Consider the following 25,100-nt stretch of genomic DNA (forward strand, 5'->3'; position numbering starts at 1 on the left):
GGGTGTCCTTCAGGTTCAGCGCGAGATGCGGTAAGCGCCGATATGGCCTTCCACGTCCTCGACATATACGGTGTCGCCGGACACGACCGGCTGGGCGCGAATGGCTTTCTTCGACAGACGCTCACGACCGACGATCTTGCCGTCGGCACCGTTGAGCCAGTGGATGTGGCCGTCGAGATCGCCCACCACGATGTAGTCGCCCTGCGCCGCCGGACCGGTGAGCCAACGGTATTTCAGACCGTCCTGCTTCCAGATGTTGGCACCGCTGGACTTGTCGAAGGCATAGACCTGCGACACGTCATCCACGCCGAACACGGCGTTGCCATGGACGTCGAGCGAGGTGTAGCTGGAAAAGCCATGGTTCCACAGCGGCCGGCCACTGGGGCCGTCCACCGCGGTGAGCTGGCCGTGATAGGCGGCACCGAAAAGCGTGGTGCCGTCGAGCACGATGGCGCCGTCGGCGTCGCTGAGGCGATCGATTTCGGTACGGCCTTCGCCGCTGGCGAGGGTCTGCTCCCAGAGCTTTTCGCCGTTGTCCAGGCGCACGGCGACGAGCTTGCCGGCATCGCTGCCCATGAAGACCACGCCGTTGGCGATCAGCAGGCGGCCGTTGCCACGCAGGCTGAGCGCCGGAATCTGCGCCTGGTCGAACACCCAGCGGCGCTCGCCGGTACCGGCATCGAGGCCGTACACGCGACCGTCGTTGCAACGCACGACCACCAGGCCGCCGACGATGGCGGGAGTGGTGATCACTTCGGAGGACACCTCGGCCGCCCAGCGACGCTCGCCGTCCTTCGCGTTCATCGCGTAAACATGGCCGTCGAGCGTGCCCACGGCGACCAGGTCGTCCGCCGCGCCGGGGCCACCCGAGAAACGGGCATCCTCGCGCTTGGAGTCGCCCCAGCCGAACCAGCCGTGCTGGCGGGTGCTCTTGGACCAGATCGTCTTGCCGGTATTGGCATCGAAGGCGGCGATCTTGCCATCGGTGCTGGCGGCGTAGACCACGCCGTTCACCACGGTCGGACGCATGCGCACGCCTGACTCGGCCGCACCGTCACCGATGCTGGACTTCCACAGGCGCTCGACCTTGATGGTCGGTTCGAACTTCTTGTCGAGCGGGGTCGGCGGTTCGACGTTTTCCTTCTTGAACGAGTGGCAGCCGGCCAGTACGACCAGCGACGAAGTCAACGCGATTGCCCAAAGACGTTTCATGCACCCTGCTTCCCGGCCACGGCCAGATCATCAAGTTTGGTTTGAACCACACCGCGCTGCGGTGCGCTTTCGCCCATGGCGGCGATGGCCGCCTGATAGGCCTTGCGCGCCTCGTCGGCGCGTCCCAGCTTGACCAGCGCGTCACCGCGGAGTTCCGCCGCGAGCGAGGCGAACGCGGCGCCCTTCATCGCGTCGAGTGCGGCGATGGCGTCCTGCGGCTTGCCCTGGGCGTACTTCAGCTGGGCTTCGCGCAGCGTGAAAAGGGTTTTCAGCGTGTCGTCCGAGGCATGGGTCTTCGCCCATTCCAGATCGCCGGCCGCCTTGTCGAGCTGACCGTCCATCACGTTGCGCTGGGCACGCTCGCCCACCGCGAAGACCGACCACGCCGTGTCGGCGTAGTCCTTCATGAGGGTTTCGGTGCGCAGGTCGATCTCGTTCGTGCGTTTCTGCGCCACGGCGGCCTGCAAGGCGGAATACTCGGAGGCCGCGGCCTGCTCATGGCCGGCGCGATGGGACTTCCACTGCTGCCAGCCGAAGATGAGCACCAGACCGAGGGCGATGCCCACGACGATGCTGCCGCCGTTCTTGCGCAACCATTGCTGGACGCGTTCGCCCTGTTCGTAGTCGTCGTATACGTCGAATGCCATGCAGTCACCCGCTGCGCTCCGCGCAGCAAAACGTGGAAAAGGGCCTACGCCGACCGTCGGGGACGGCGGCGTGGATCAATAGGCAAGGATACCCGAAAAGTGCGCGCGGACGGCGCCACCGCGTGGGTAGCGCCGTTATGGCCCGGTCAGTTGGCGACCGGGGATGCCTTGCCGTCGCGCACGTCGACGTGGAAGCGGGCCACGTTGGCGCGGCGGAAGCTGTCGAGCTGCACCGGCTGGCCGTCGATGGACACCTGGGCGCCGGAGGCGTTGCCGATGCGGACGTCGAGGGCCCCGTCGCTGTGGTACGACTTCTGGGTACCGGCCGGGAGAATGCCGTATTCCAGGCGCGAGCCGTCGGCGGAGGTGACCTCCACCCAACTGGCGGACGGCAGGTTGAGGCTCAGGCTGTGCGCGCCCTGGCCCTGACCCTGGGCGGCGCCGCTCGCCTCGCCCTCGGGCGTCGCCGCGGCAGTGGCCAGCGGGCTGCGCGCGACGGCATGGTCCAGCGACGGGAACATCGCCATCGATGCGAGCACGGGCTGCTGCTCATCCACGTGGGTCTCGGGCGACGGCGACGGCGGGGTCGATGCGACCGTGTTCGGAGCGGTGGCGGCGATGGCGCTGGAGGTGGCCGGCGCCGGGGCATCCTGTTGCGCCACCGGCGTGGCGTCGAGCGGCGCGAGGCGGGGCATGTCGCGATCGAGCGTGCCGCGCACGCCCAACCAGACCATGGGAACCACGATGACCGCCGTCAGCACCACATAGGTAGCGGCCGTCACGTAGCGCTCGAGCAGGTACCGCGAGTGCGATACGCCACCGGTGACCACGAGTTCGGGCTGGCGCGGAGTGAGCCGGGCGACCTCGGCCTGGATGGCTTCGTCGTCGACGCCCACATGGCGGCCGTATTTGCCCAGGTAACCGGCGAGGTACACCTGGTAATCGATGCCGGAATAGTCGCCCGCTTCGAGCTGGCGCAGCAGGCGGCTGGGCAGGCGCAGCGCCTGGCCGCAGGCCTCCACGGTGTAGCCGCGCGCCTCTCGGGCGGCACGCAGACGCGAGCCGAAACCGGCTTCGTGCACGTGATCGATGATGACGCGACCGCTGGCGTCCGCTGGTTCGACCTGCTGCGGGTCCATGGCGTCCTCCTTGGAAATGGGTGCATCGCCGCCCGCGAACAGATCCTGCTCGCGTCCGTCACGCCCGGGGGTATTCGAGGGAACTGAAGTCATTGACGTGCGGTGGCTTCGATAGCATGCGCCGGTTCCGAATCCGGGAACTGTTGGCGCAACCGTTTGGCGTAGTCCTGGGCACCCTCCCCGTTACCCAGACGGAGCTCGATATCGTGACCGAGCTTCAACGCGTCCGGACTGGGATTCCCCAGCGCCTCGAAGCGCTGCAGGAAGGCGCGTGCCCGGAATGCATCGTTCTTAAGGTACAACACGTGAGCCATCTGATACAGGGCGTCGGCGTTGTTGGCGTTGCGATCGAGCGCCTTGCGGAAATATCCCTCCGCCGCGTCGTAGTCGTTGGACTGCATCTGGCAGGTGCCGGCATTGGCCAGGGCGAGATCGGGCGTTTCGTAGAAGGGGTCGGCCAGGGCCTTGTCGAAATAAGGCTTGGCTTCCCCTCCGCGATGCTGCTTGCACAGGAACACGGCGAAGTTGTTGTTCACCGCACCGCTCTTGGGGTCCAATTCGGCAGCCTTGCGGTAATACAACTCGGCATTTGCCGGATCGTTGATGCGCTCGTAGAGAACGGCGATCACGGTATTGGCCGGCACGTACTTGGGATCGAACTGCAGGGCCTTCTGCAGCTTTTCCATGGCGCCCTTGAGGTCGCCCTGCTCCATGTAACGTTGGCCGAGCTGGGTGTGGACTTCCGCGCCCTTGGCCCGGTTATCGGCCGCCGTCGTTGGGCGCAGGCCGGATCCGCCGCCGGCACAACCGGCGCACGCGAGAATGAGCCCCGACAGCAAGACCCACCGGTCAAGCCGCATTCACTACCCCTTCTTCGAGCTTCTTGCGGAATTCGGCCTGGCGTCGGGTGCGGTCCACCACCTGGCCCTTGAGCTGGCCGCAGGCGGCGTCGATGTCGTCGCCACGGGTACGGCGCAGCATCGTCAGCACGCCGGCATTGAGCAATTGGGTCTGGAAAGCACGGATATCGTCCGCCCCCGAACGCTCGAACCGAGCGCCAGGGAACGGATTGAACGGAATGAGGTTGACCTTGTTGTTGCCCGGCAGGCGGCGCATGAACTTGACGAGCTGGCGCGCATGCTCGGGACGGTCGTTCACGCCCTTCATCAGGGTGTACTCGAACGTGATCGACGTGCGCGGCGCACGGCGGATGTAGCGTTCGCACGCACCCATCAGCTCGGCCAGCGGGTAACGCTTGTTGAGCGGCACCAGCTCGGTGCGCAGCTCATCGTTGGCCGCGTGCAGGGATACCGCCAGCGAAACGTCGCTTTCGGCCGAGAGCCGGTCGATCATCGGCACCAGGCCGGCCGTGGACAACGTGACGCGCTTGCTCGCCAGGCCGAAGCCCAGGTCGTCGCGCATCAGGCTCATGGCCTTCACCACGTTGTCGAAATTCAGCAGCGGCTCGCCCATGCCCATCATCACCACGTTGGTGATGCGGCGCTGCTGGTGCGGCACGTTGCCGAGGTATTTGGCCGCGACCCAGACCTGGCCGATGATCTCGGCCGTGGACAGGTTGCGGGAGAAGCCCTGGGTGGCCGTGGAGCAGAACTGGCAGTTCAGGGCGCAACCCACCTGCGAGGACACGCACAACGTGCCACGGGTGGGTTCCGGGATGTAGACGGTCTCGATGGCGTTGCCGCCATCCATGCCGAGCAACCACTTGTGCGTGCCGTCGACCGCGCCCTTCTCGAACACGGTGGACGGCGGCCCGACGTAACAGCTGGCGTCGAGCTTTTCGCGCAGGGCCTTGCCGACGTCGGTCATCTTGCCGAAGTCGCTTTCCAGGCGGTGGTAGATCCACTTCATGACCTGGTCGGCGCGATACGGCTTCTCGCCCAGGCCGGCGAAGAAATCGCGCAGTCCCTGGCGGTCGAAGTCGAGCAGGTTGACCTTGTCGGCAGGCGTATTCACGGCAATTCTCAGTGCGAAACGACTTCCGTCGTGCGGAAGAAGTAGGCGATCTCGACCGCGGCGGTCTCGGCGGCATCGGAGCCGTGGACGGCGTTGGCGTCGATCGATTCGGCGAAGTCGGCGCGAATGGTGCCCGGCGCGGCTTCCTTCGGATTGGTGGCACCCATGAGTTCGCGGTTCTTGAGGATGGCGCCCTCGCCTTCCAGCACCTGGATGACGACCGGACCGGAGATCATGAACTCGACGAGCGCCTTGAAGAACGGACGCTCCTTGTGCACGGCATAGAAGCCTTCGGCTTCGGCCTGGCTCAGCTGCTGCATGCGCTGGGCGACGACCTTGAGGCCGGCCTTCTCGAAACGGGCGACGATTTCGCCGATGACGTTCTTCTTGACGGCATCCGGCTTGATGATCGAAAGGGTGCGCTCCAGCGCCATGGGGGTGCTCCGGGAATGTGAAAAAAGAGACGGCAAATAAAAGAATACCGGGGCGGAAAGATGCGCCCGGTGGGAAGTCTGCAGCCAAAGCCGTCAGGAATGACGGACTTAGCGCACGAAATCTTGACAGATTCTAGCTGATCCGCAAGGCGTTTTGCAGGCCTGTCGCGGCGCACATTGACCCTGGCGAAGCCCCGGGCGTATTCTCAAACAATCGTTTGATTCAAACCCCCAGCCCTCGGAGTCCTCCGACATGACGAGCGCACCCTACGCCTCCCGGGAACGCAGCACCAAGGAGCGGATCCTGGGCGCCGCCGAGGCCCTTTTCGCCACCCACGGCTTCGCCGGGGCCTCGCTCCGTCAGGTCACCGCCGCGGCCCGCGTCAATCTGGCGGCCGTCAACTACCACTTCGGCTCGAAGGACAAACTCATCGAGGAAGTGTTCCGCCGACGCCTCGACGAGCTCAATACGCGCCGTCTGGCGGCCCTGGCGAAGGTGGCCGGCGAGCCCGGAACCACGCTGGAGGGTGTCCTCGACGCCTACATCCGTCCGGCCCTCGACCTCTCCCGCAGCGACGGCGGCGGCGCGGCCTTCGTTCGCGTCCTGGCCCGGGCCTACGCCGAACACAACGAGACGCTGCGCCGGTTCCTCTCGGAAAACTACGGCCACGTGCTTCGCCAGTTCGCCGCCGAATTCGGGCGACTCTTGCCGAAATTGGGCAAAGAGGAGATCTACTGGCGCCTCGACATCGTGACCGGCGCGCTGACCTACGCCATGGCCGACTTCGGCATCATCCAGCGCAAGGGCGACGTCACCGAGCGCGACCACCGCGAGGCCGCGGCCGACCACCTCATCCGCTTCGCCGCCGCCGGCATGCGCGCCGCCACCTCCCCATCCCACGCCACGGCCAGCCACTGACCGGGACGATCTTCTTTGCACCATCGGAGAACACCATGACCGCAACACCGTTACGCATTCGCAAGGCCGCGGTACTCGGCGCCGGCGTCATGGGCGCGCAGATCGCCGCGCACCTGACGAACGCCAACGTGGAAACCGTGCTGTTCGACCTTCCCGCGAAGGAAGGTCCCAAGAGCGGCATCGCGCTCAAGGCCATCGCCAACCTGGCCAAGCTGTCCCCCGCGCCGCTGGCCGAGAAATCGCTGGGCGCCGCCATCATCCCGGCCAACTATGACGACGACCTCGGCCAGCTCGCCGACGTCGACCTCGTGATCGAAGCCATCGCCGAGCGGATGGACTGGAAGCTCGACCTCTACACGAAGATCGCCCCGCACGTGTCGGCCACCGCCGTGCTGGCGAGCAACACCTCGGGCCTGTCGATCAACGGCTTGGCCGAGGCGCTGCCGGAACAGCTGCGCCACCGCTTCACCGGCGTGCACTTCTTCAATCCGCCGCGCTACATGCACCTGGTGGAGCTGATCCCCACGAAGCTGACCGACGCATCCGTGCTCGAAGGCCTGGAAGCCTTCCTCACCACCGCGCTGGGCAAGGGCGTGGTCTACGCGCGCGATACGCCCAACTTCATCGGCAACCGCATCGGCGTGTTCTCGATGCTGTCCACGATGTACCACACCGAAAAATTCGGCCTGGGCTTCGACACCGTCGATGCGCTCACCGGCCCGGCCATCGGCCGTCCGAAGAGCGCCACCTATCGCACGGCCGACGTGGTGGGCCTGGATACCCTCGCCCACGTGGTCAAGACCATGGGCGACACCCTGCCCGACGATCCCTGGCACAGCTATTTCCAGCCGCCCGCGTGGCTCAAGGGCCTGATCGACAAGGGCGCGCTCGGCCAGAAAACCGGCGCGGGCTTCTATCGCAAGGCGGGCAAGGACATCGTCGTGCTCGACCTGCAGAAGCAGGATTACCGCCCCTCCGAAGGCAAGGCGTCCGATGAGGTCGCCGCCATCCTCGCCATCAAGGATCCGGCCGAGAAGTTCGCCAAGCTGCGCGCATCGTCCGATACGCAGGCCCAGTTCCTCTGGGCCGTTTTCCGCGACCTCTTCCACTACACCGCCTACCACCTGGCCGACATCGCGGACACCGCGCGGGACGTCGACTTCGCCATCCGCTGGGGCTACGGCTGGAAGCTCGGTCCGTTCGAGTTGTGGCAGGCCGCGGGCTGGAAGCAGGTCGCCGGCTGGATCGCCGAGGACATCGCCGCCGGCAAGGCCATGAGCAACGCGCCTCTGCCCGCCTGGGTCACTGCCCGCGACGGCGTGCACGGCAAGGGCGGCTCCTACTCGGCCAGCGCCGATGCCGAGAAGCCGCGCTCCACGCATCCGGTCTACCAGCGCCAGGCGTTCCCCGACCCCATCCTCGGCGAACGTTTCGACCAGGGCACCACCGTCTGGGAAAACGACGGTATCCGCCTGTGGACCACGGGCGACGGCATTGGCGTCATCTCGTTCAAGACCAAGATGCACACGGTCAACGACCATGTGCTCGACGGCATCCAGCATGCCATCGGCCTCGCCGAACAGCAGTTCCGCGGCGTGGTGCTGTGGCAGCCGTCGGAGCCGTTCTCGGCGGGCGCCGACCTCAAGGGCGCGCTCGGATTGTTGCAGGCCGGCAAGCTGGCCGAGTTCGAGGCGATGGTGGCTAACTTCCAGGCCACCAGCATGCGCATCAAGTACTCGCTGGTGCCGGTGGTGGCCGCCGTGCGCGGCCTGGCCCTCGGCGGCGGCTGCGAGTTCCAGATGCATTCGGCGCGCACCGTCGCCGCGCTGGAAAGCTACATCGGCCTGGTCGAGGCCGGCGTGGGCCTGCTGCCCGCCGGCGGCGGCCTGAAGGAACTGGCCGTACGTGCCGCGCAAACCAACCCGGAAGACCCCTTCGAGGCGCTCAAGAAGGTGTTCGAGACGGTCGCCATGGCCAAGGTCTCGGGTAGCGCCCTCGAGGCCAAGTCGCTCGGCCTGCTGCGCAAGGACGACGTGGTCGTCTTCAACGCCTACGAACTGCTTCACGTCGCCAAGGCCCAGGCGCTGGCGATGGCCGAAGCCGGCTATCGCCCGCCGCTGCCCGCGCGCGCGATTCCGGTCGCGGGCGACGTGGGCACGGCCACGTTCAAGGCCTCGCTGGCGAACATGGTCGAAGGCTATTTCGCCTCGCCGCACGACGTCGAGATCGCCGGCCGCATCGCCGACACGCTCAGCGGCGGCCGCATCGAACGCGGTTCGCAGGTGGACGAGGAATGGCTGCTCGCCCTCGAGCGCCGCCACTTCGTCGAACTGGCGCAGACCGAAAAGACCCAGGCCCGCATCGCCCACACGATGACGACGGGCAAGCCGCTGCGTAACTGACGCGCCACGCGCTCTCACGCATCCGACCTGCCCCCTTAAAGGAACCACCCCATGAGCAAGCAAGTGCAAGACGCCTACATCGTCGCCGCCACCCGCACCCCGGTAGGCAAGGCGCCGCGCGGCGTGTTCCGCAACACCCGTCCCGACGACATGCTCGCGCACGTCATCCGCGCGGTACTCGAGCAGGCGCCGGGTATCGATCCAGCCGCCATCGGCGACGCGATCATCGGCTGCGCGATGCCCGAGGCCGAGCAAGGCATGAACGTGGCACGCATCGGCGTGCTGCTGGCCGGCCTGCCCGAGCAGGTGCCGGGCGTCACCATCAATCGCTTCTGCTCCTCCGGCGTGCAGGCCATCGCCATGGCCGCCGACCGCATCCGCCTGGGCGAGGCCGACCTCATGCTCGCCGGCGGCACGGAGTCGATGAGCATGGTGCCGATGATGGGCCACAAGGTGGCGATGAACCCGGCCATCTTCGAGAACGACGAGAACCGCGCCATCGCCTTCGGCATGGGCATCACCGCCGAGAAGGTGGCCGAGCGCTGGAAGGTGAGCCGCGACGACCAGGACGCCTTCGCATTGCAGTCGCATCAGCGTGCTCTGGCCGCCATCCAGGCCGGCGAGTTCGCCGACGAGATCACGCCGTTCCAGCTCGACGACCGCTATCCGGATCTCAAGAACCGCACGGTGAAGGAAGACCGCCGCATCATCTCCATCGACGAGGGCCCGCGCGCCGATACGTCGCTCGAGGTGCTGGGCAAGCTGCGTCCGGTGTTCCGCAACGGCCAGTTCGGCGGTTCGGTCACGGCAGGCAATTCCTCGCAGATGTCCGACGGCGCCGGCGCGCTGCTGCTCGCCAGCGAAAAGGCCATCAAGGACTACGGCCTCACCCCGCTCGCCCGCTTCGTCGGTTTCTCGGTGGCCGGCGTGGCCCCCGAGATCATGGGCATCGGTCCGAAGGAGGCCATTCCCAAGGCACTCAAGCAGACCGGCCTCAGCGTGGACCAACTGGACTGGATCGAACTGAACGAGGCCTTCGCCGCCCAGGCGCTGGCCGTGATTCGCGACCTCGGCCTCGATCCGGCCAAGGTGAATCCGCTGGGCGGCGCGATCGCCCTCGGCCACCCGCTGGGCGCCACCGGCGCCATCCGCGCCGCCACGCTGATCCACGGCCTGCGCCGCCGCAAGCAGAAGTACGGCATGGTGACGATGTGCATCGGCACGGGCATGGGCGCGGCGGGCGTGTTCGAGGCTCTCTGAAGCCTCTGCCTGCCGGATCCGCCAAGGCGGGATAGGCATGGCATGGCACGGCATCCAGGGAAGGATGCCGCTACACGGGCACGAAGCCGGCTGCCGCCGGTTCGCGGACAAGGTCCGCTCCCCCCTCCGGTAGGATGGTCTTTCGGCAACGGTCAGAGAGGACTCGGCCCATGCACGGCATCCACACCATCGACACCGGCTTCGGCCGGCCTTCGTTCGACGCTGCCTACCTCGTGGTCGAGCGCGGCCGCGGCGCGTTCATCGACAGCGGCACCACGCATTCGGTACCCCGCTTCCTCGACGCGATCAAGGCGGCCGATCTTCGTCCGGGGGACATCGACTGGGTGATCCTGACCCACGTCCACCTCGACCATGCCGGTGGCGCGGGCGAACTCATGAAGCACTTGCCCCACGCCACCCTGGCCGTGCATCCGCGCGGCGCGCGGCACATGATCGACCCCTCGGTGTTGATCGCCGGGGCCGCGGCGGTCTACGGTGAGCAAGCGGTGCGCCGCGATTACGGCGACATCGTGCCGATACCGAAGGAGCGCGTGGTCGAAGCCTCCGACGGATTCGTGGTCGACCTGGCTGGTCGCGCGCTGCTTTGCCTCGATACCCCGGGCCATGCCAAGCATCACATCGCCATCCACGACGAACGGGCGAATGCCTTCTTTACGGGCGATATCTTCGGGCTGTCGTACCGGGAGTTCGATACGGCCAACGGACCGTTCGTCATTCCCACGACCTCGCCCGTACAGTTCGATCCAAATGAGGCGCATGCGTCCATCGATCGCATGATGGGCTACGAGCCCGAGGCGATGTACCTCACCCATTACGATCGCGTGGAAGACGTGGCGCGGCTGGCGAACGACCTGCGCGAGCAGATCGATGCCATGGTCGCGATCGCGCGACGCCATGCGGGCGCGCCGGACCGGGAGTTGCGGATCGCCAACGACTTCGCCGAGCTTTACGTCGGGCGTGCACACAGGCACGGCGTGGCATTGTCGCGAGACGAGATCGTCGGGCTGCTGAAAATCGACATCCGGTTGAATGCGCAGGGCATCGTGGTCTGGCTCGACCGCGGCGCGAGATAACCCCTTCGCGGAGACGCCCCCTCGTCGCGCAAGAGCGCGGCTAGCGGCGTGTGGGAGCGGACCCTGTCCGCGATCCGACGGTAACCGGCTTCGTGCGCGGGTCGCGGCAGCCATCGCTGGTCGTCGTAGATGACACCGGCACCTGGGACCCGAGGGATCGGAACGGACCGCGTCCGCGAGTCGCGGCGCCTTATCCTTCCAGACGCGACTTCATCCAATCGGCGAACTCGTATTTCCAGTACGTGCCTTGCGCGGCGAGATAACCGAACGGCCGATGCACCGGCTCGAGCCCGAAGTCGGCGTAGTCGGGCAAGCTCGCCTCCCCCGACGCGATCGCCTCCGCCAGCGCCTCGCCCGCCGCGCAGGTCGGCGCCAATCCATGTCCACCGAACGCCTGGGCGTACCAGAGACCGTTGCCGTGCGTTCCCACCTGCGGCATCTCATGCCGCGCATAGCTCATGAGCCCCGACCAGGCCTGCTCGATGCGCACGCCCTTCAAAGAGGGAAACACGCGGACGAGATCCCTCGCCAGAAGATGCTGCACGGCACGGGGCGAACGGTCGCGAATCGAGATCCGTCCGCCCCAGAGCAAGCGCGTGTCGGATAACGGCCGGTAGTAATCGAAGGCGAAACGCGTGTCATAGATGGCTGCCCGCGTGCGCAGGCATTCCGCCAGCCGCTCGCCGAGCGGCTCGGTGACCATCACATAGGTGGCGATCGGCAGCACCGCCCGATCGATGCGGCGATCCAGTCCCGCGAGATAACCACCGCATGCCAGGACGACCTGGGGCGCTTCGATCTCCGCATCGCCCACGCGAAGTACCCAACGCGGGCCGCGCCGCTCGAGCATGCGAACACGCGAGCCTTCATGGATGGCCACGCCGGCCGCTTCGGCGACACGGGCCAGGCCGCGAGCGTACGCCAGCGGATCGATGTGCATGGCATTACGTTCATAGAGCCCGTCATGGTATCGGCGGCTACGCACGAACTCATGCATCGCCTCGGCGGGAATCCATTGCCAGTCGGCGTCGTAATGCTCCGCGAGGAGGCGCTGGCGGTCGCGCAGCAGGCGTCCATCGCGAAACCAGTTGGCCCAGACCACGCCCGCGTCGACGCAATGGCAGTCGATGGCGAGGGTGTCGATGCGTTCGCGGATGAGATTGACCGCATCGACGGTACGTCGGTAGAGCGATCTGGCCCTCGCCTCGCCCACCCGGTCGAGCAGCGCCCTTTCCCCGAGCGAATAGCCCGCGAAAACGAAACCACCGTTGCGACCCGATGCGCCGAAGCCGATCGTGCGCGATTCCAGCAACACCACGTCGCGCACACCGCGCGCCGCCAGTCCCAAGGCGGTGTTCAGGCCGGCGAAGCCGCCGCCGACGATCACGACCGACGCTTCGCGCCGGCCTCGCGGAGGCGATCGCGGCACGGGTTCGGGCGTTCTGCCGTGGTACCACGACGCCATGGGAAAAGAAGCCTGCCGGAAGATGGACAGCCGTTTTACGACACGGCGCGTCCGGCCGGAAGTACCGGATAGACCGACGTTGGGTCGGCGGTCAGGAGTATGATCGAACGAACCACGAGCGAACGCCCTTCATGAGCCTGCTGCCCCCCATCGACCTCAAGCGCTGGATCGACGAGCACCGTGCCCTGCTCAAACCACCGGTCGGCAACAAATGCATCGTCGACGGCGACTTCATCGTCATGATCGTCGGCGGCCCCAATGCCCGCACCGACTACCACTACGACGAAGGCCCCGAGTTCTTCTACCAGCTCGAAGGCGAGATGGTGCTGAAGGTGCAGGACGGCGGCGAGGCCAGGGACATTCCCATCCGCGCCGGCGAGGTGTTCTACCTGCCTCCACGGGTGCCACACTCGCCGCAGCGCATGCCGGACTCGGTGGGGCTGGTGATCGAACGCCGCCGAACGGCGGGCGAACGCGACGGGCTGCTCTGGTTCTGCGAAAAGTGCAATACCAAGCTCTTCGAAGAATATTTCGTGCTCGAAAGCATCGAGAACGATTTTCCTCCGGTGTTCGAGCGCTTCTATCGTTCGACCGACGCCCGCACCTGCACCCACTGCGGCACGGTGCACCCCGCTCCCGCCAAGTACGCCTGAATACCGCATCGGGGCGAACCAAGGTGGGAGCGCCCTCCTGTCCGCTCCCACCGTTCACCGCGATCAGCGAGCGCGCTCCAGCCACTTGTGGGCCATGCGGCGCAACGATTCGTCCGTGGCGGGATCGGCGGCGACGTCGGCGACCGGATGCCAGGCCAGGGCCAGCGATTCCTCGTTCGCCTCGAACGCCTCCGAACCGCGCGCCACCACCACGTAGCGCACGTCGTAGTGCCAGTGCTCCGGCTCGTGGCCCCGGGCGGGAATCCGATGGCGGTCGAGGTCGAAGATGCCCGGCACGACCTCCAGGCCATCCAGCCCGGTTTCTTCCCGGGCTTCGCGCAGGGCCACGCCCTCGAGATCCGGATCGCCGTCGGCGTGACCGCCCGGCTGCAGCCAGCGATCCAGCTTGCGGTGGTGCATCAGCAACACGCGCTCACCGTCGTCGCTGACCAGCCAGGCCGAGCCGGTGAAATGCCCTTCGAGCGTTTCGCGATGAAAGGGCCGCGCCGTATCGCTTAACCACGCGGCGAAGGACGCCGCGTCGGCTTCGGCCGGCCAGCGCTCGGCGTATCGGTGGAAAGCGTCTGAGAGAGAGTGAAGTAGCGCCATGGGGGGAATCGCCTGAATCGAATGCCCTATTTTCGCACGACTTTTTCAGACGAGTCTGATGTTCCGGGCCGCATGGCGCTGCCTAGGATGGAATCCGACACGCCACGGAGCGGGTCGGCCATGTCCCGCAGCGACCGCTGCGCCACGCAAGGAAACGCGAATGCCTTTTCCCTCTTTCCCCCGGGCCGTGCCGGCGATGGCGGTCGCCATCGGTGTCGCGCCCGCCGTCGTCGGTGCCTCCCCCACCGTGAACTTCACCGGGCCGCTGGTGACGCCCGCCGTCAATACGTTGCCCGCAGGCGTGCTCAACATCGAGCCTTACCTCATTCATGCCAATACCCGAGGCCGCTATGACAATGCCGGTGGCCGCCACGCATCGCGTCCGATGCTTCGCCAATGGCAACTGGCGGTGCCGATGACGTACGGCGTCACCGATAGTTTCGGCGTGCAGTTGACGCCGACGGCGTCGCGCACGAGCGGAGGCGGCATCCATACCGACGGTTTGCTGCGCATCGGCGACACCAACCTGCGCCTGCAACAGCGACTCATGGCGCCCGAGGCCGATGGAACGGGCCTCGTCGTGGCGGTCGCCGCGGCCCACAACCTCACCACGGGCAAATATCACCAACTGGATACCAATCCCCTCAATGCCACCGGCAGCGGCACGGCGCGCACCCAATGGATCGTCGGCGCCCAGCGCCTTTACCTGCACGACGGCGGGCGCGCGATGCGCTGGCGCGGGCAGGTGGCCTGGAGCCCCTCCCCTCGCGCCATCCGCGTGCGCGGCGCCAGCATCTATGGCACCGGCGAGGGATTCCGTGGCCGCGTGCACGCATCCCAGGCATGGAACGCCACCCTCGCCGCCGAATACGCGCTCGACTCCCGCTGGGTGCTGGTGGGCGAAGCGGTGTGGAGCCGCCAGGGCTCGCTGCGCGTCACCAGCGACCACGGCATGGTCGCCCGCTACAAGCCCGGCCAGACGTTCAGCCTGGCGCCGGCGGTCGAATACCACTTCAGTTCCACCATGGGGCTCATCGCCGGCGTGCAGTTCACCGTGGCGGGACGCAACCGGTCCGACGACGTGACACCCCAGGTTGCCCTGAACATGCTGTTCTGAGCATCCCACTTCACCATGCACAACCGCCGCAAGTCATGGTCGACATCCCCACCGCCCCGTGCAATGTGTTGGCGCGCCTCGCATTGCAGCTTGTACGGCCGAGCCCCGCTGGGCTATGGTGCCGTGCCAGCGCTTCAGGGCAGCGGCGTGTCCACCGTAACTCACGCGGCGGTCCACATAAGAAAGCACCCATTCGGCAGTAGGGGAGAAACATGTTGAAACACCTGTTTGCGACGCACCCGATCGAGGCGGCGCCGCACGTCGATGCTGGCGAGCACATCGATACCGGCGCGCACGGAGGGGAACTCAAGCGCGTCCTCACCGCGCGTCACCTCATCCTCCTGGGCATCGGCGCCGTCATCGGTGCCGGTATCTTCGTGATCACCGGCCAGGCCGCCGCGCTGCATGCCGGCCCCGCGCTGGTCATCAGCTTCCTCATCGCCGGCTTCGCCTGCGCGCTCGCGGGCCTGTGCTACGCCGAGTTCGCCGCCATGCTGCCGGTGTCGGGTAGCGCCTACTCCTATTCCTACGCCACGCTCGGCGAATACGTCGCCTGGTTCGTCGGCTGGAACCTCGTACTCGAATACCTCTTCGCCGCGGCCACCGTCGCCGCCGGCTGGTCGGGGTACTTCAACGAACTGCTCGGCCTGATCGGGCAGATGATCGGCAGCGACATCACGCTGCCGGCCTCGCTGTCGTCGGCACCGTTCCAGTTCGTCGCCGGCCACATCCAGTCCACCGGCACGCTGATCAACCTGCCGGCCGTGGTCATCGTCGCCGCGCTGTCGGGCCTTTGCTACGTGGGCATCACGCAGTCGGCCTTCGTCAACTCGATCATCGTGGCGATCAAGGTCGTGGTGATCCTGCTGTTCCTGGCCTTCGCGATCCGCATGATCAACCCGGACAACTGGCATCCGTTCATCCCTCCGTCGGAAGGTGAAGGCACCTTCGGCTGGGGCGGCATCTTCCGCGCGGCCACCATCGTCTTCTTCTCCTACGTGGGCTTCGATGCCGTCTCGACCGCGGCCGGCGAAGCCAAGAACCCGCAGCGCGACATGCCGATCGGCATCCTCGGCTCGCTGGCCGTCTGCACCGTGCTCTACATCGCCGTGGCACTCGTGCTCACCGGTATCGCGCCGTTCCGCATGCTGAACACGCCCGAGCCGGTGGCTACCGCGCTGGGCCTCTACCCGCAGCTTTCCTGGCTCAAGGCCATCGTCGTGCTAGGCGCCATCACCGGCCTGTCGTCGGTGATCCTGGTGATGCTCATGGGCCTGCCGCGCATCTTCTTCTCGATGGCGCGCGACGGCCTCCTGCCGCCGGCCATGGCGAAGGTGCACGACAAGTTCCGCACGCCCTACGTCGGTACCGTGATCGTCGGCGTGGCGGCGGCGGCGATGGCCGGCCTGTTCCCGGTCAGCGTGCTGGGCGAACTGGTGTCGATGGGCACCCTGCTCGCCTTCGCCACCGTCTGCATGGGCGTGCTGATCCTGCGTTACACCCGGCCGGACCTGAAGCGCAGCTTCCGCGTGCCGATGGTGTGGCCGATCACCATCCTCGGCACCCTCTCCTGCGTCTACCTCTTCTGGCAGGCCTTCGAGGAGCACTGGCGCCTGATGGTGGGCTGGATCGTCATCGGCCAGCTCATCTACTTCGGCTATGGCTACGCGCACAGCAAGCTGCGCAAGTCCTTGAGCTGAATCGAGTTAACTTTCGAAAGGCCGGCGGATGTCCGCCGGCCTTTCTTTTTCGTCCTATCCTTTTCCGATCGACGTCATTTCCGGGCCTTCCATGCTCCAGCAGTTACTCGCCAAGAAATCCCCCCAGGCCGAACCCGACGACGCGCACGGTCCCGCGCTGCGACGCACCCTCGGCCCGTGGGGCCTGACGGCACTGGGCATCGGCGCGGTCATCGGTGGCGGTATCTTCGTGATCACCGGCGTGGCCGCGGCCGAACATGCCGGACCGGCGATCATCCTCTCGTTCATCCTCGCGGCCATCTGCAGCGTGTTCACCGCGTTGTGCTACGCCGAATTCGCGTCGCTGATTCCCGTATCGGGCAGCGCCTATTCCTACGCCTACGCCACCCTCGGCGAAGGCGCGGCCTGGTTCATCGGCTGGAATCTCATTCTCGAATACGGCGTATCGGCCTCCGCGGTGGCGGTGAGCTGGACCGGCTACTTCGTGAGCCTGCTCGACCACGTCGGCATCCACATACCGCCCGCGCTCACCAACGCGCCCCTCGATTTCATCGACGGCCATCTCGTGGCCACCGGTGCGTTGTTCAACCTGCCCGCGGTAGGCATCACGCTCGCCCTCACCGGGCTCTGCTACGTGGGCATCAAGGAATCCACCGGGCTCAACATGGCCATGGTGCTGCTGAAGACGGCGTTGATCGTCGTCGTGATCGTGGTCGGTGCAAACCACATCGACACGGCCAACTGGCACCCCTTCATCCCCGAGAACCAGGGTGGCGACAAATACGGCTGGGCGGGCATCCTGCGCGGCGCCTCGATGGTGTTCTTCGCCTATATCGGTTTCGAGGCGACATCGACGGCGGCGCAGGAATCGAAGAATCCCCAGCGCGACATGCCCATCGGCACGCTCGCGTCGCTGGCCATCTGCACGGTGCTCTACATCGCCATGGCCGCCGTGCTGACCGGCCTCGTGCCCTTCTCGGAACTGGGTACGTCCGAGCCGGTGGTCACCGCCATCCGCAACCATCCCGAACTGGGCTGGCTGCGCGGCGTGGTGGAGGTCGGTGCCCTCATCGGGCTGTCGTCGGTGGTGCTGGTGATGATCATCGCCCAACCGCGCATCTTCATGATCATGGGTCGCGACGGACTCATGCCGAAGGTATTCACCACGATCCACCCGAAGTACCGCACGCCGCACATCAACACGGTGATCACCGGTCTGGGCATCGCCTTGCTCGCCGCCGTGTTCCCGCTCAACCTGCTCGGCGACCTCACGTCGATGGGCACGCTCGTCGCGTTCAGCGCGGTATGCATCGGCGTGTTGATCCTGCGCAAGACACAGCCGGACATTCCGCGTTCGTTCCGCGTGCCGTTCGCGCCGATCACCTGCACGCTCGGCGTGTTGAGCTGCATCTTCCTCTTGTGGTCGATGGGCGTGCGCAACTGGGCGCTGATGGGTGTGTGGACGCTCATCGGCATCGTCATCTACTTCGCCTACAGCTATCGCCACAGCCGACTTCATCGGCGTGGCTGAGCGGGCGAGCGAAAGGGCCCCCACTTTCGACGTGACTTGAGAAGAAAACGCCAAGACCTTGTTTTCTCTAAAAAATCAAAGAAAGATGCTGTAACGTTCATCCGCCATTGGCCGGTCGCGCCCCCAGGAGAGTATGATCCCGGTTCCGAGGGTAAATCACTTGGCAGTGGGCCCCGGATTGCCGCCCGGCGCGTCAGGCGGGTCAGCTCCTCGGCCTGGCGCGCTTGGGCTGCATTTTGCGGAGACCGCCTCCGCGCTCATTACCTGCCTCTCCTGAACGGATGGGCACAAAAAAGGCCGGCCCTTCGGGGTCGGCCTTTTTCACATGGCTTCCAGGAATCGCGCCGGCGCGCGCCGAGGCGACGGAGACCCTGTTGGAAACGGCTCAGGCCACGTGGGTGTGCGAAACGCACCAGCCCTTGGCATTCACGGCCTTGCCCGGGAAGAGCTGGCATGGACCCCATGCCCCGCCGGCCTTGCCCTGGAAGAAACTGCAATCGGCGCAGAAATCGTTCGGCGTCTTGCGGCCCTGCGCCTTGGTGCCGTCCTCGACGTACTTCAGGGCCGACGCCGTGGGATCCGAGGGCGAAAGATGGGGAAGATCCTGGGCCCGAGCCTGGCGGGGCAGCGTGCTCAGGACAGTGGCGGCCGCCATGGCGCCCGTGGCGGCCTTGAGGAAGCGGCGACGCCCCTCGTTGTTCGAATCGTGTTGCGACATAAACGAAAACGCCTCCGTCGGTGACAAACCGCGTCCATCCTACGCTTTCGGCAGAAACGGAGTAATTCGCATTATCGCAAGGCCGCCCTGAGGCGCATGGTATGCTGGTCGCCTTGTTTGGACGTCCAAAACCATGTCGAAAGCCTCTCTTTCCATCGATCCCGCCCGACTGGCGGACTGCGCGGACGCCATCGCCGGGGCCGCCCGCGAGTTGGCCGCGTTCGGCTGGACGCCCGCCACCAGCAGCAACTTCTCCATGCGCCTGGATGCCGATCTGGCGGCCATCACGATCTCGGGGCGCGACAAGGGCCGTCTCGGCCGCGACGACATCATGGTGGTCGACATGGACGGCAAGGCCGTGGGGAGCGACGCCCGCCCTTCCGCCGAAACCGGTCTGCATACCCAGGTCTATCGTCGCTTTCCCCAGGCGAACGTGGTGCTGCACACGCATTCGCGTACGCAGAGCGTCGCATCGAGGCTTTTCTCCAAGGACGGCAGGATCCGGCTAGAAGGCTGGGAACTGCAGAAGGCAATCTCCGGGTACACCACGCACGAGAGCGTGCTGGACATCCCCGTATTTCCCAATACCCAGCACATGCCCGAGCTCGAGGCCCGGGTGGATGCATGGATCGACTCCGGAAAGCCGCTATACGCCTACTTGATCGACGGGCACGGCATCTACACCTGGGGGAGAGACATGCCGGAAACCCGGCGCCATCTCGAAGCCCTCGAATTCCTGCTCGGGTGCGAACTCGATCTCCGGAGACTTTCCCCATGAGCCGCCTGCGCATCTACGACGACCACAAGAACGACACCCCTCTCGCGATCTTCGCCGATCATGCCGCCATCGCCGCCGAGCTGAACAAGGTCGGCGTGCGTTTCGAACAGTGGGAAGCCAACCAGCCCATCGAACCCGGCGCCACCCAGGAGGAGGTCATCGCGGCCTATCGCGGCGATATCGACCGCCTGATGGCCGAAAACGGCTACACCACGGTGGACGTCATCAGCCTCAAGCCCGACCATCCCGATCGGGCCGCGTTCCGTCAGAAGTTCCTGAATGAGCACTCGCACAGCGAAGACGAGGTGCGTTTCTTCGTGGCGGGTGCGGGACAGTTCACCCTGCACATCGACGGCAAGGTCTATGAGGTGCTCTGCGAGAAGGGCGACCTGATCGGTGTGCCCGACGGCACCACGCACTGGTTCGACATGAGCGAGTCGCCGTACTTCGTGGCGATCCGCCTGTTCACCAACGTCGAGGGCTGGGTGGCCAAGTTCACCGGCTCCGACATCGCCGAACGGTTTCCGCGCATGGATCCCCACCCCTCGGCCGCCAGCGCTTCGTAAAGCCCGACGCCTCGGCTATCCTGCGGGTCTTCCCCGATCCGCAGGTTGTAACGCATGTCCGATATCCGCGCCGTCCTCACCGACATCGAGGGCACCACCAGCTCGATCGACTTCGTCAAGGACGTCCTCTTCCCCTATGCCCGTCAGCACCTGCCGGCCTTCGTCGAGACGCATGCCGACGACCTCGAGGTGCAGCACTGGCTGCATGAGGCGGCGAAAGAAGCCGGGTGGGTCGAGGCCAAGCGCAGCGAGGTCATCGACCTGCTGATCCGCTGGATCGACGAAGACCGCAAGGCCACGCCGCTCAAGGCGTTGCAGGGCATGATCTGGCGCGAGGGATATGCATCGAAGGCGTACGTGTCGCACATGTATCCCGACGTGGCCGGCCGCCTCAAGGCGTGGCACGACCAGGGATTGAAGCTCTACGTGTATTCGTCCGGATCGGTGCCCGCGCAGAAGCTGATGTTCGGCCACAGCGAAAGCGGCGATCTCACCCCGCTGTTTTCCGGCTATTTCGATACGCAGACCGGACATAAACGCGAGACCGAATCCTACCGGCGCATCGCCGAGGCCATCGGCTTGCCGCCCTCGCAGGTTCTTTTCCTGTCCGACATCAAGGAAGAACTCGACGCCGCGCGGACCGCCGGCATGCGCACCACCCAGCTCGTCCGTCCGCCGCAGCCGCTGACGGATGCCGGTCACCCTGCCGTCGCCGATTTCGATGCCATCGTCCCTTGATCCCCGGCGGCGTACGCCGATCTACGTGCTCGCGGCATTCGCCGCCGGCGCGCTGCTCACCTTGGGCGTCTTGCGTTACGGTCCCCAACCGTCCACCGTCCGTGCCGAGCCGCTGCCCGCCGCCCCGGCCGTAGCGGCGACCGCGCCCGCTCCATCGTCTTCCGTTGACGATGCACCTTCCGACGACGCCGCCGTGGATGTCGATAACGGCGACTGGCCAGCCGATGGTCCCACGCCCGAGCAGGTGTTCACCTCGCAACCCGACCTCATGCGCAAGGCCGTGGCCGGTCTCGCACCCCGCGACGTGGGCAAGACCAACGTCTACGCCATCGCCTTCGGCGGTGACGGTTCCGAGGACGTGTTCCGCAACGAGGCCGAATACATGGGCCGGCTGATGGACCGGCGATTCGCCAGCCCCGGCCATACCCTGGTGCTGGAAAACAATCCCGCCACCCTCTCCTCCCGCCCCTTGGCGAGCTGGACCAATCTCGAGCAGGCGCTCGACGGCGTGGCGAAGGTGATGGATCCGCGCGAAGACGTCCTGCTCCTCTACGTCGCCACCCACGGCGGCAACGATCATTCCCTGCTGGTGGACATGGACCCGATCCCGCTCGACCAGCTCGATCCGGACGGTCTTGCCGACATCCTTTCCAAGCGGCCTTTTCGCTGGAAGGTGCTGGTGGTGAACGCCTGCTACTCCGGCGGCTTCGTGCCGAAGCTCCAGGGTGCCGGCACGCTCGTGATGACCTCGGCGCGCACGGACCGTACGTCGTTCGGGTGCGGTGCCGATTCGGACATCACCTACTTCGGGCACGCGTGGCTGGTCGACGGGCTCAACGCCACGCCGGACTTCGTCGAGGCATTCGGCAAGGCGCGCGAAGAGATCGCCGCTTGGGAAAAACGCGACGCGGTCACGCCGTCGGAGCCGCAGATCGACGTGGGCAAGGGCATCGGCGAGAAGCTGGCGGCATGGCGCAAGGCGGCGAAACTCGGGCCGGCGGTGCCGTTCGAGCCGGCACGGCCGTAGGCGAGGCTACGGCGAACCCGTTCGCCGGCACGCCCGTATGTCAGGCATCGATGTCGATCGCGAAGCGATCGGCATCCATCCACGCCGGGAAACGCTCGCGATGGGCCAACAGGGGCACCGGATCGAGGGTGACGGTGACCACCTGCTCATGCGCGCCCAGTTCGACCAGTGGTTCGCCCACGGGATCGATCACCGCGCTGTCGCCCGCATAAGGCAACTGGTTGCCGTCGACGCCGACACGATTCACGCCGATCACGTAGGCGAGGTTCTCGATGGCACGGGCGCGCAACAGCGTGCGCCAAGGCTGTCGGCGCGGCGTCGGCCAGTTGGCCACGAACAAGGACAGGTCGTAATCCATGCCACCCTCGGCCTCTTCGCGACGGCCGTTGCGCAACCACACCGGAAACCGCAGGTCGTAGCAGACCTGCGGAAGGATGCGCCAACCCTTCAGTTCGACGATGAGCCGCCGGTTGCCGCCGCCGTAGCGCGTGTGCTCGCCAGCCATGCGGAACAGGTGACGCTTGTCGTAATAAGCGAGGCCGCCATCGGGCGATGCCCAGATCAACCGGTTATAGACGGTATCGCCTTCGCGAATCACCAGGCTGCCGGTGAGCGTGGAGCCGGTTTCGGTCGCCAGCGCACGCATCCACGCCACGCCCTCGCCATCCATGGTGTCGGCGTTGACGAGCGTGTCGTTGGTGAAGCCGGAAAGGAACGTCTCCGGCAGCACGACCAGGTCGCTGCCCGCGACGCCGCGCACGAGGGCGCCGTAATACGCGCGATTGCCCGCCGCATCGTGCCAGCGGGTGGCGCCCTGGATGAGGGAAACGGTCAGAGTTTGCACAGGAGCTCCGCGGCGGCTTCCATGGTGGCGTCGTTCTTGGCGAAGCACAGACGCACCAGACGGGTATCCGGCGCGGTCTCGTAGAACGGGCTGAGCGGAATCACGGCCACGCCGCCCTCGCGCACCAGCCACTCGCTGAAGTTGATGTCGTCGACGTCGCGGATGGCGCTGTAGTCCACCAGCTGGAAATAGCCGCCCGGTACGTCGAGCAGCTTCAGCCGCGAAGGCGCGAGCAACTGTCGAAACCGGTCGCGCTTGGCCTGGTAGAACGCCGGCAACTCGAGATAATGCGCCGGCGCGGACTCGAGGAATTCGCCGAAGGCCCACTGGGCTGGGTTGAAGGTGCAGAACGTGAGGTACTGGTGCACCTTGCGGAATTCGGCGGTGAGCGCCTTGGGCGCCACGGCGTAGCCGACCTTCCATCCGGTGCAGTGGTACGTCTTGCCGAACGAGGACACCACGATGCTGCGCGCGGCCAGTTCCGCGTGGCGCAGCACGCTCTGGTGGTCGGCACCGTCGAACACGATGTGTTCGTAGACCTCGTCGGAGAGCACGACGATGGGCGTATCGCGCACGACGGCCGCCAGTTCGTCGAGATCGGCCCGCGACAGCACGGCGCCCGACGGGTTGTGCGGCGAGTTGATCAGGATCATGCGCGTCTTCGGCGTGATCGCGTCGCGCACGCGCTGCCAGTCGATGCCGAACGAGGGCAGGCTCAAGGGCAGGTGCACCGCCGTGGCGCCCTGGAGTTCGATGGCCGGTTCGTAACTGTCGTAGCAGGGGTCGAAGACGATCACCTCGTCACCCGCGCGCACCATGGAGGCGATGGCCGAAAACAAGGCCTCGGTGGCGCCCGAGGTGATGGTGACCTCGGTATCCGGGCTTACCCGGTGGCCGTAGAGGCGCTCGGTCTTCAGGGCGATCTGCTCGCGCAGCTTGGCGATGCCGATGCCCGGGGCGTACTGGTTCTTGCCTTCGGCCATGGCCCGGGTGATCGATTCGCGCAAGGCTTCGGGCGGCTCGAAATCGGGGAAGCCCTGACCCAGGTTCACCGCCTTGTGTTCCACGGCGAGCTGGCTCATCACGCTGAAAATGGTCGTGCCGACCTTGGGAAGCTTGGTTTCGATCTGCATCGAGCGCTCTTATTCGTTTGGACGGCCAAACGCCGCCGGATGTTCCGATCCTAGCATGCGGCGCAAGGCCACCGCCCCCCTCGCCGAGGGGTCGGTGGCCACCGTTTCGCAGTCCTTGTGGTATTCGGCCCTCGCCTTGGGCAGGCGCTCGGCGAGGAAGTCGACGAAGCTGCGCACGGCGGGCAGCAGGCCGCGCCGGCTCGGGTAGACGAAATGCAGCGTGCCCTGTGCCGTGGCGTAGTCGGGCAACACCCATTCGAGCGCGCCGTTGGCGATGAGCGGCGCGCAGAATTCTTCGGGAATCAGCGCGACACCGCAGCATTGCACGGCCGCGGCGACCAATACCGAGAAATCGCCGCTCACCAGGCGCGGCTTGACCTCGACGGCCACCTTCTTGCCGCTGGGGTCGACCAGCTCCCACACCTGCGCGCCCTCGTGTTCGTACATCGACAGCGCGGGCAATTGCGCCAGCTCGTCGAGGTTCTTCGGTCGGCCGTTGCTGTCGAGGAACTTGGGACTGGCCACCAGCAGGTTGCGTGCGTAACCGATGCTGCGCAACACCAGGGTCGCGTCGGTATCGAGCTTCTCGCGCACGCGGATCGCCACGTCATACCCCTCGCCGATCAGGTCGACGCGGCGATTGGTGGCGGTGATGCGGATCTGCACCTTCGGATGTTCCAGCATGAAAGCCGGCAGCATCGGCCCGAGGACGTTCTGCGCCAGCGAGATCGGGCAACTCACCCTCACCACGCCGCGGGGTTCGGTGCGCAGTTCGTCCACGGCGTCCTGCGCGGCCCGCGCCTCCTCGAGCACGGCCCGGCAATGGGCATAGAAACGCTCGCCGATTTCCGTGACCACGAAGCGGCGGGTGGTCCGCTGGAGCAGGCGCACGCCCAGGCGGTCTTCCAACTGGGCGATGCGCTTTGACAGCCGCGACTTGGGAACGCCCAGGGCACGCCCGGCGGCCGAGAAACCTCCGTGCTCGACCACCGAAGCGAAGAAATACAGATCGTTCAGATCCTGGAGTGCGCCTTCCATCGATGGGTACCTGGCCGTTTCTCTATCGAAACAATCAGTCTACTCCAAGCCGTCTAATCGTCCAGCGTCCACCGGCGTATCGTCTTTTCCCATCGCGGCCAC

24 protein-coding genes are annotated in these 25,100 nt (G+C 66.2%); 12 read left to right on the top strand and 12 right to left on the bottom strand.

Annotation, left to right across the window (positions count from 1 at the left end; translation table 11 throughout):
• Positions 1-15: 15 nt before the first annotated feature.
• From bamB to ndk, 6 genes are all read right to left on the bottom strand, one after another.
• A complete protein-coding gene (gene bamB, locus L2Y94_RS11980) occupies positions 16-1,212 on the bottom strand; it encodes an outer membrane protein assembly factor BamB (RefSeq protein WP_247366690.1) in 1,197 nt (398 codons plus the stop codon).
• Positions 1,209-1,859: a YfgM family protein gene (locus tag L2Y94_RS11985; protein ID WP_247366694.1), complete on the bottom strand. Its 651-nt coding sequence runs from the start codon at positions 1,857-1,859 to the stop codon at positions 1,209-1,211. Before L2Y94_RS11985 ends, bamB begins: the two co-directional genes overlap by 4 nt.
• Before the next feature lie 146 nt (positions 1,860-2,005).
• Positions 2,006-2,998 (bottom strand): helix-turn-helix domain-containing protein, encoded by a 993-nt coding sequence (locus L2Y94_RS11990; protein ID WP_247366696.1) that lies wholly within the window; start codon positions 2,996-2,998, stop codon positions 2,006-2,008.
• A gap of 89 nt (positions 2,999-3,087) precedes the next feature.
• On the bottom strand, positions 3,088-3,858 hold the full coding sequence (pilW, locus tag L2Y94_RS11995; protein ID WP_247366699.1) for a type IV pilus biogenesis/stability protein PilW: 771 nt from the start codon (positions 3,856-3,858) through the stop codon (positions 3,088-3,090).
• A complete protein-coding gene (rlmN, locus tag L2Y94_RS12000) occupies positions 3,848-4,978 on the bottom strand; it encodes a dual-specificity RNA methyltransferase RlmN (RefSeq protein WP_425602464.1) in 1,131 nt (376 codons plus the stop codon). Before rlmN ends, pilW begins: the two co-directional genes overlap by 11 nt.
• Before the next feature lie 2 nt (positions 4,979-4,980).
• Positions 4,981-5,406, bottom strand: a complete 426-nt coding sequence (ndk, locus tag L2Y94_RS12005; RefSeq protein WP_247366706.1) for a nucleoside-diphosphate kinase — start codon at positions 5,404-5,406, stop codon at positions 4,981-4,983.
• A gap of 253 nt (positions 5,407-5,659) precedes the next feature.
• On the opposite strand from ndk, the gene L2Y94_RS12010 reads away from it, so the two are divergent.
• From L2Y94_RS12010 to L2Y94_RS12025, 4 genes are all read left to right on the top strand, one after another.
• Positions 5,660-6,325, top strand: a complete 666-nt coding sequence (locus tag L2Y94_RS12010; protein ID WP_247366708.1) for a TetR/AcrR family transcriptional regulator — start codon at positions 5,660-5,662, stop codon at positions 6,323-6,325.
• A gap of 35 nt (positions 6,326-6,360) precedes the next feature.
• Positions 6,361-8,727 carry a 3-hydroxyacyl-CoA dehydrogenase/enoyl-CoA hydratase family protein gene (locus tag L2Y94_RS12015; protein WP_247366710.1) on the top strand — a complete coding sequence of 789 codons (2,367 nt, stop codon included), beginning with the start codon at positions 6,361-6,363 and terminating at the stop codon, positions 8,725-8,727.
• A gap of 51 nt (positions 8,728-8,778) precedes the next feature.
• A complete protein-coding gene (locus L2Y94_RS12020; protein WP_247366712.1) occupies positions 8,779-9,987 on the top strand; it encodes an acetyl-CoA C-acyltransferase in 1,209 nt (402 codons plus the stop codon).
• A 170-nt stretch (positions 9,988-10,157) separates the two neighbouring features.
• Positions 10,158-11,081, top strand: a complete 924-nt coding sequence (locus tag L2Y94_RS12025; RefSeq protein WP_247366713.1) for an MBL fold metallo-hydrolase — start codon at positions 10,158-10,160, stop codon at positions 11,079-11,081.
• Positions 11,082-11,271: 190 nt separating this feature from the next.
• Here the strand turns inward: L2Y94_RS12025 and L2Y94_RS12030 are convergent, their stop codons facing one another.
• Complete coding sequence (locus L2Y94_RS12030; RefSeq protein WP_247366715.1) at positions 11,272-12,546, bottom strand: NAD(P)/FAD-dependent oxidoreductase; 1,275 nt, start codon at positions 12,544-12,546, stop codon at positions 11,272-11,274.
• 131 nt (positions 12,547-12,677) lie between these two features.
• Between L2Y94_RS12030 and L2Y94_RS12035 the strand changes: the two genes are divergently transcribed.
• Positions 12,678-13,199 carry a 3-hydroxyanthranilate 3,4-dioxygenase gene (locus tag L2Y94_RS12035; protein WP_247366716.1) on the top strand — a complete coding sequence of 174 codons (522 nt, stop codon included), beginning with the start codon at positions 12,678-12,680 and terminating at the stop codon, positions 13,197-13,199.
• A gap of 63 nt (positions 13,200-13,262) precedes the next feature.
• On the opposite strand, the gene L2Y94_RS12040 is transcribed toward L2Y94_RS12035, so the two are convergent.
• Positions 13,263-13,808, bottom strand: coding sequence for an NUDIX hydrolase (locus L2Y94_RS12040; protein ID WP_247366717.1), 546 nt, complete (start codon positions 13,806-13,808; stop codon positions 13,263-13,265).
• A gap of 160 nt (positions 13,809-13,968) precedes the next feature.
• Here L2Y94_RS12040 and L2Y94_RS12045 point away from each other — a divergent pair, with 160 nt between their 5' ends.
• From L2Y94_RS12045 to L2Y94_RS12055, 3 genes are all read left to right on the top strand, one after another.
• Complete coding sequence (locus L2Y94_RS12045) at positions 13,969-14,925, top strand: transporter (RefSeq protein WP_247366726.1); 957 nt, start codon at positions 13,969-13,971, stop codon at positions 14,923-14,925.
• 212 nt (positions 14,926-15,137) lie between these two features.
• Positions 15,138-16,625 (top strand): amino acid permease, encoded by a 1,488-nt coding sequence (locus L2Y94_RS12050; RefSeq protein ID WP_247366727.1) that lies wholly within the window; start codon positions 15,138-15,140, stop codon positions 16,623-16,625.
• A 91-nt stretch (positions 16,626-16,716) separates the two neighbouring features.
• Positions 16,717-18,156 carry an amino acid permease gene (locus tag L2Y94_RS12055; protein WP_247366728.1) on the top strand — a complete coding sequence of 480 codons (1,440 nt, stop codon included), beginning with the start codon at positions 16,717-16,719 and terminating at the stop codon, positions 18,154-18,156.
• A gap of 385 nt (positions 18,157-18,541) precedes the next feature.
• Here L2Y94_RS12055 and L2Y94_RS12060 read toward each other — a convergent pair whose 3' ends face one another.
• Positions 18,542-18,874: a high-potential iron-sulfur protein gene (locus L2Y94_RS12060; RefSeq protein ID WP_247366729.1), complete on the bottom strand. Its 333-nt coding sequence runs from the start codon at positions 18,872-18,874 to the stop codon at positions 18,542-18,544.
• 133 nt (positions 18,875-19,007) lie between these two features.
• Between L2Y94_RS12060 and L2Y94_RS12065 the strand changes: the two genes are divergently transcribed.
• From L2Y94_RS12065 to L2Y94_RS12080, 4 genes are read left to right on the top strand one after another with little or no spacing between them, the layout of a single operon-like run.
• Positions 19,008-19,652 carry a methylthioribulose 1-phosphate dehydratase gene (locus L2Y94_RS12065; protein WP_247366732.1) on the top strand — a complete coding sequence of 215 codons (645 nt, stop codon included), beginning with the start codon at positions 19,008-19,010 and terminating at the stop codon, positions 19,650-19,652.
• A complete protein-coding gene (locus L2Y94_RS12070; protein ID WP_247366734.1) occupies positions 19,649-20,218 on the top strand; it encodes a 1,2-dihydroxy-3-keto-5-methylthiopentene dioxygenase in 570 nt (189 codons plus the stop codon). Before L2Y94_RS12065 ends, L2Y94_RS12070 begins: the two co-directional genes overlap by 4 nt.
• A gap of 54 nt (positions 20,219-20,272) precedes the next feature.
• Entirely contained in the window at positions 20,273-20,956 is a 684-nt protein-coding gene (mtnC, locus tag L2Y94_RS12075; protein WP_247366737.1) for an acireductone synthase, read from the top strand.
• On the top strand, positions 20,940-21,983 hold the full coding sequence (locus L2Y94_RS12080) for a C13 family peptidase (RefSeq protein WP_247366739.1): 1,044 nt from the start codon (positions 20,940-20,942) through the stop codon (positions 21,981-21,983). The genes mtnC and L2Y94_RS12080 overlap by 17 nt, the downstream gene beginning before the upstream one ends.
• Before the next feature lie 40 nt (positions 21,984-22,023).
• On the opposite strand, the gene L2Y94_RS12085 is transcribed toward L2Y94_RS12080, so the two are convergent.
• The 3 genes from L2Y94_RS12085 to L2Y94_RS12095 are packed head-to-tail and all read right to left on the bottom strand — an operon-like array spanning position 22,024 to position 24,998.
• The gene (locus L2Y94_RS12085; RefSeq protein WP_247366741.1) at positions 22,024-22,827 is read right to left on the bottom strand and encodes an amidohydrolase; all 804 of its coding nucleotides are present in this window, start codon (positions 22,825-22,827) and stop codon (positions 22,024-22,026) included.
• Positions 22,815-23,960, bottom strand: coding sequence for a pyridoxal phosphate-dependent aminotransferase (locus tag L2Y94_RS12090; RefSeq protein WP_247366743.1), 1,146 nt, complete (start codon positions 23,958-23,960; stop codon positions 22,815-22,817). Before L2Y94_RS12090 ends, L2Y94_RS12085 begins: the two co-directional genes overlap by 13 nt.
• 9 nt (positions 23,961-23,969) lie before the next feature.
• On the bottom strand, positions 23,970-24,998 hold the full coding sequence (locus L2Y94_RS12095) for a LysR substrate-binding domain-containing protein (protein WP_247366744.1): 1,029 nt from the start codon (positions 24,996-24,998) through the stop codon (positions 23,970-23,972).
• Positions 24,999-25,100: the final 102 nt, after the last annotated feature.

This window comes from Luteibacter aegosomatis (assembly GCF_023078455.1).
GTDB lineage: Bacteria > Pseudomonadota > Gammaproteobacteria > Xanthomonadales > Rhodanobacteraceae > Luteibacter > Luteibacter aegosomatis.

What these genes read in the sequence shown, in the direction of transcription:
- bamB (WP_247366690.1), bottom strand. Translation starts at nt 1,212, where the DNA reads ATGAAACGTCTTTGGGCAATCGCGTTGACTTCGTCGCTGGTCGTACTG.
- L2Y94_RS11985 (WP_247366694.1), bottom strand. Translation starts at nt 1,859, where the DNA reads ATGGCATTCGACGTATACGACGACTACGAACAGGGCGAACGCGTCCAG.
- L2Y94_RS11990 (WP_247366696.1), bottom strand. Translation starts at nt 2,998, where the DNA reads ATGGACCCGCAGCAGGTCGAACCAGCGGACGCCAGCGGTCGCGTCATC.
- pilW (WP_247366699.1), bottom strand. Translation starts at nt 3,858, where the DNA reads ATGCGGCTTGACCGGTGGGTCTTGCTGTCGGGGCTCATTCTCGCGTGC.
- ndk (WP_247366706.1), bottom strand. Translation starts at nt 5,406, where the DNA reads ATGGCGCTGGAGCGCACCCTTTCGATCATCAAGCCGGATGCCGTCAAG.
- L2Y94_RS12010 (WP_247366708.1), top strand. Translation starts at nt 5,660, where the DNA reads ATGACGAGCGCACCCTACGCCTCCCGGGAACGCAGCACCAAGGAGCGG.
- L2Y94_RS12015 (WP_247366710.1), top strand. Translation starts at nt 6,361, where the DNA reads ATGACCGCAACACCGTTACGCATTCGCAAGGCCGCGGTACTCGGCGCC.
- L2Y94_RS12020 (WP_247366712.1), top strand. Translation starts at nt 8,779, where the DNA reads ATGAGCAAGCAAGTGCAAGACGCCTACATCGTCGCCGCCACCCGCACC.
- L2Y94_RS12025 (WP_247366713.1), top strand. Translation starts at nt 10,158, where the DNA reads ATGCACGGCATCCACACCATCGACACCGGCTTCGGCCGGCCTTCGTTC.
- L2Y94_RS12030 (WP_247366715.1), bottom strand. Translation starts at nt 12,546, where the DNA reads ATGGCGTCGTGGTACCACGGCAGAACGCCCGAACCCGTGCCGCGATCG.
- L2Y94_RS12035 (WP_247366716.1), top strand. Translation starts at nt 12,678, where the DNA reads ATGAGCCTGCTGCCCCCCATCGACCTCAAGCGCTGGATCGACGAGCAC.
- L2Y94_RS12040 (WP_247366717.1), bottom strand. Translation starts at nt 13,808, where the DNA reads ATGGCGCTACTTCACTCTCTCTCAGACGCTTTCCACCGATACGCCGAG.
- L2Y94_RS12045 (WP_247366726.1), top strand. Translation starts at nt 13,969, where the DNA reads ATGCCTTTTCCCTCTTTCCCCCGGGCCGTGCCGGCGATGGCGGTCGCC.
- L2Y94_RS12050 (WP_247366727.1), top strand. Translation starts at nt 15,138, where the DNA reads ATGTTGAAACACCTGTTTGCGACGCACCCGATCGAGGCGGCGCCGCAC.
- L2Y94_RS12055 (WP_247366728.1), top strand. Translation starts at nt 16,717, where the DNA reads ATGCTCCAGCAGTTACTCGCCAAGAAATCCCCCCAGGCCGAACCCGAC.
- L2Y94_RS12060 (WP_247366729.1), bottom strand. Translation starts at nt 18,874, where the DNA reads ATGTCGCAACACGATTCGAACAACGAGGGGCGTCGCCGCTTCCTCAAG.
- L2Y94_RS12065 (WP_247366732.1), top strand. Translation starts at nt 19,008, where the DNA reads ATGTCGAAAGCCTCTCTTTCCATCGATCCCGCCCGACTGGCGGACTGC.
- L2Y94_RS12070 (WP_247366734.1), top strand. Translation starts at nt 19,649, where the DNA reads ATGAGCCGCCTGCGCATCTACGACGACCACAAGAACGACACCCCTCTC.
- mtnC (WP_247366737.1), top strand. Translation starts at nt 20,273, where the DNA reads ATGTCCGATATCCGCGCCGTCCTCACCGACATCGAGGGCACCACCAGC.
- L2Y94_RS12080 (WP_247366739.1), top strand. Translation starts at nt 20,940, where the DNA reads ATGCCATCGTCCCTTGATCCCCGGCGGCGTACGCCGATCTACGTGCTC.
- L2Y94_RS12090 (WP_247366743.1), bottom strand. Translation starts at nt 23,960, where the DNA reads ATGCAGATCGAAACCAAGCTTCCCAAGGTCGGCACGACCATTTTCAGC.
- L2Y94_RS12095 (WP_247366744.1), bottom strand. Translation starts at nt 24,998, where the DNA reads ATGGAAGGCGCACTCCAGGATCTGAACGATCTGTATTTCTTCGCTTCG.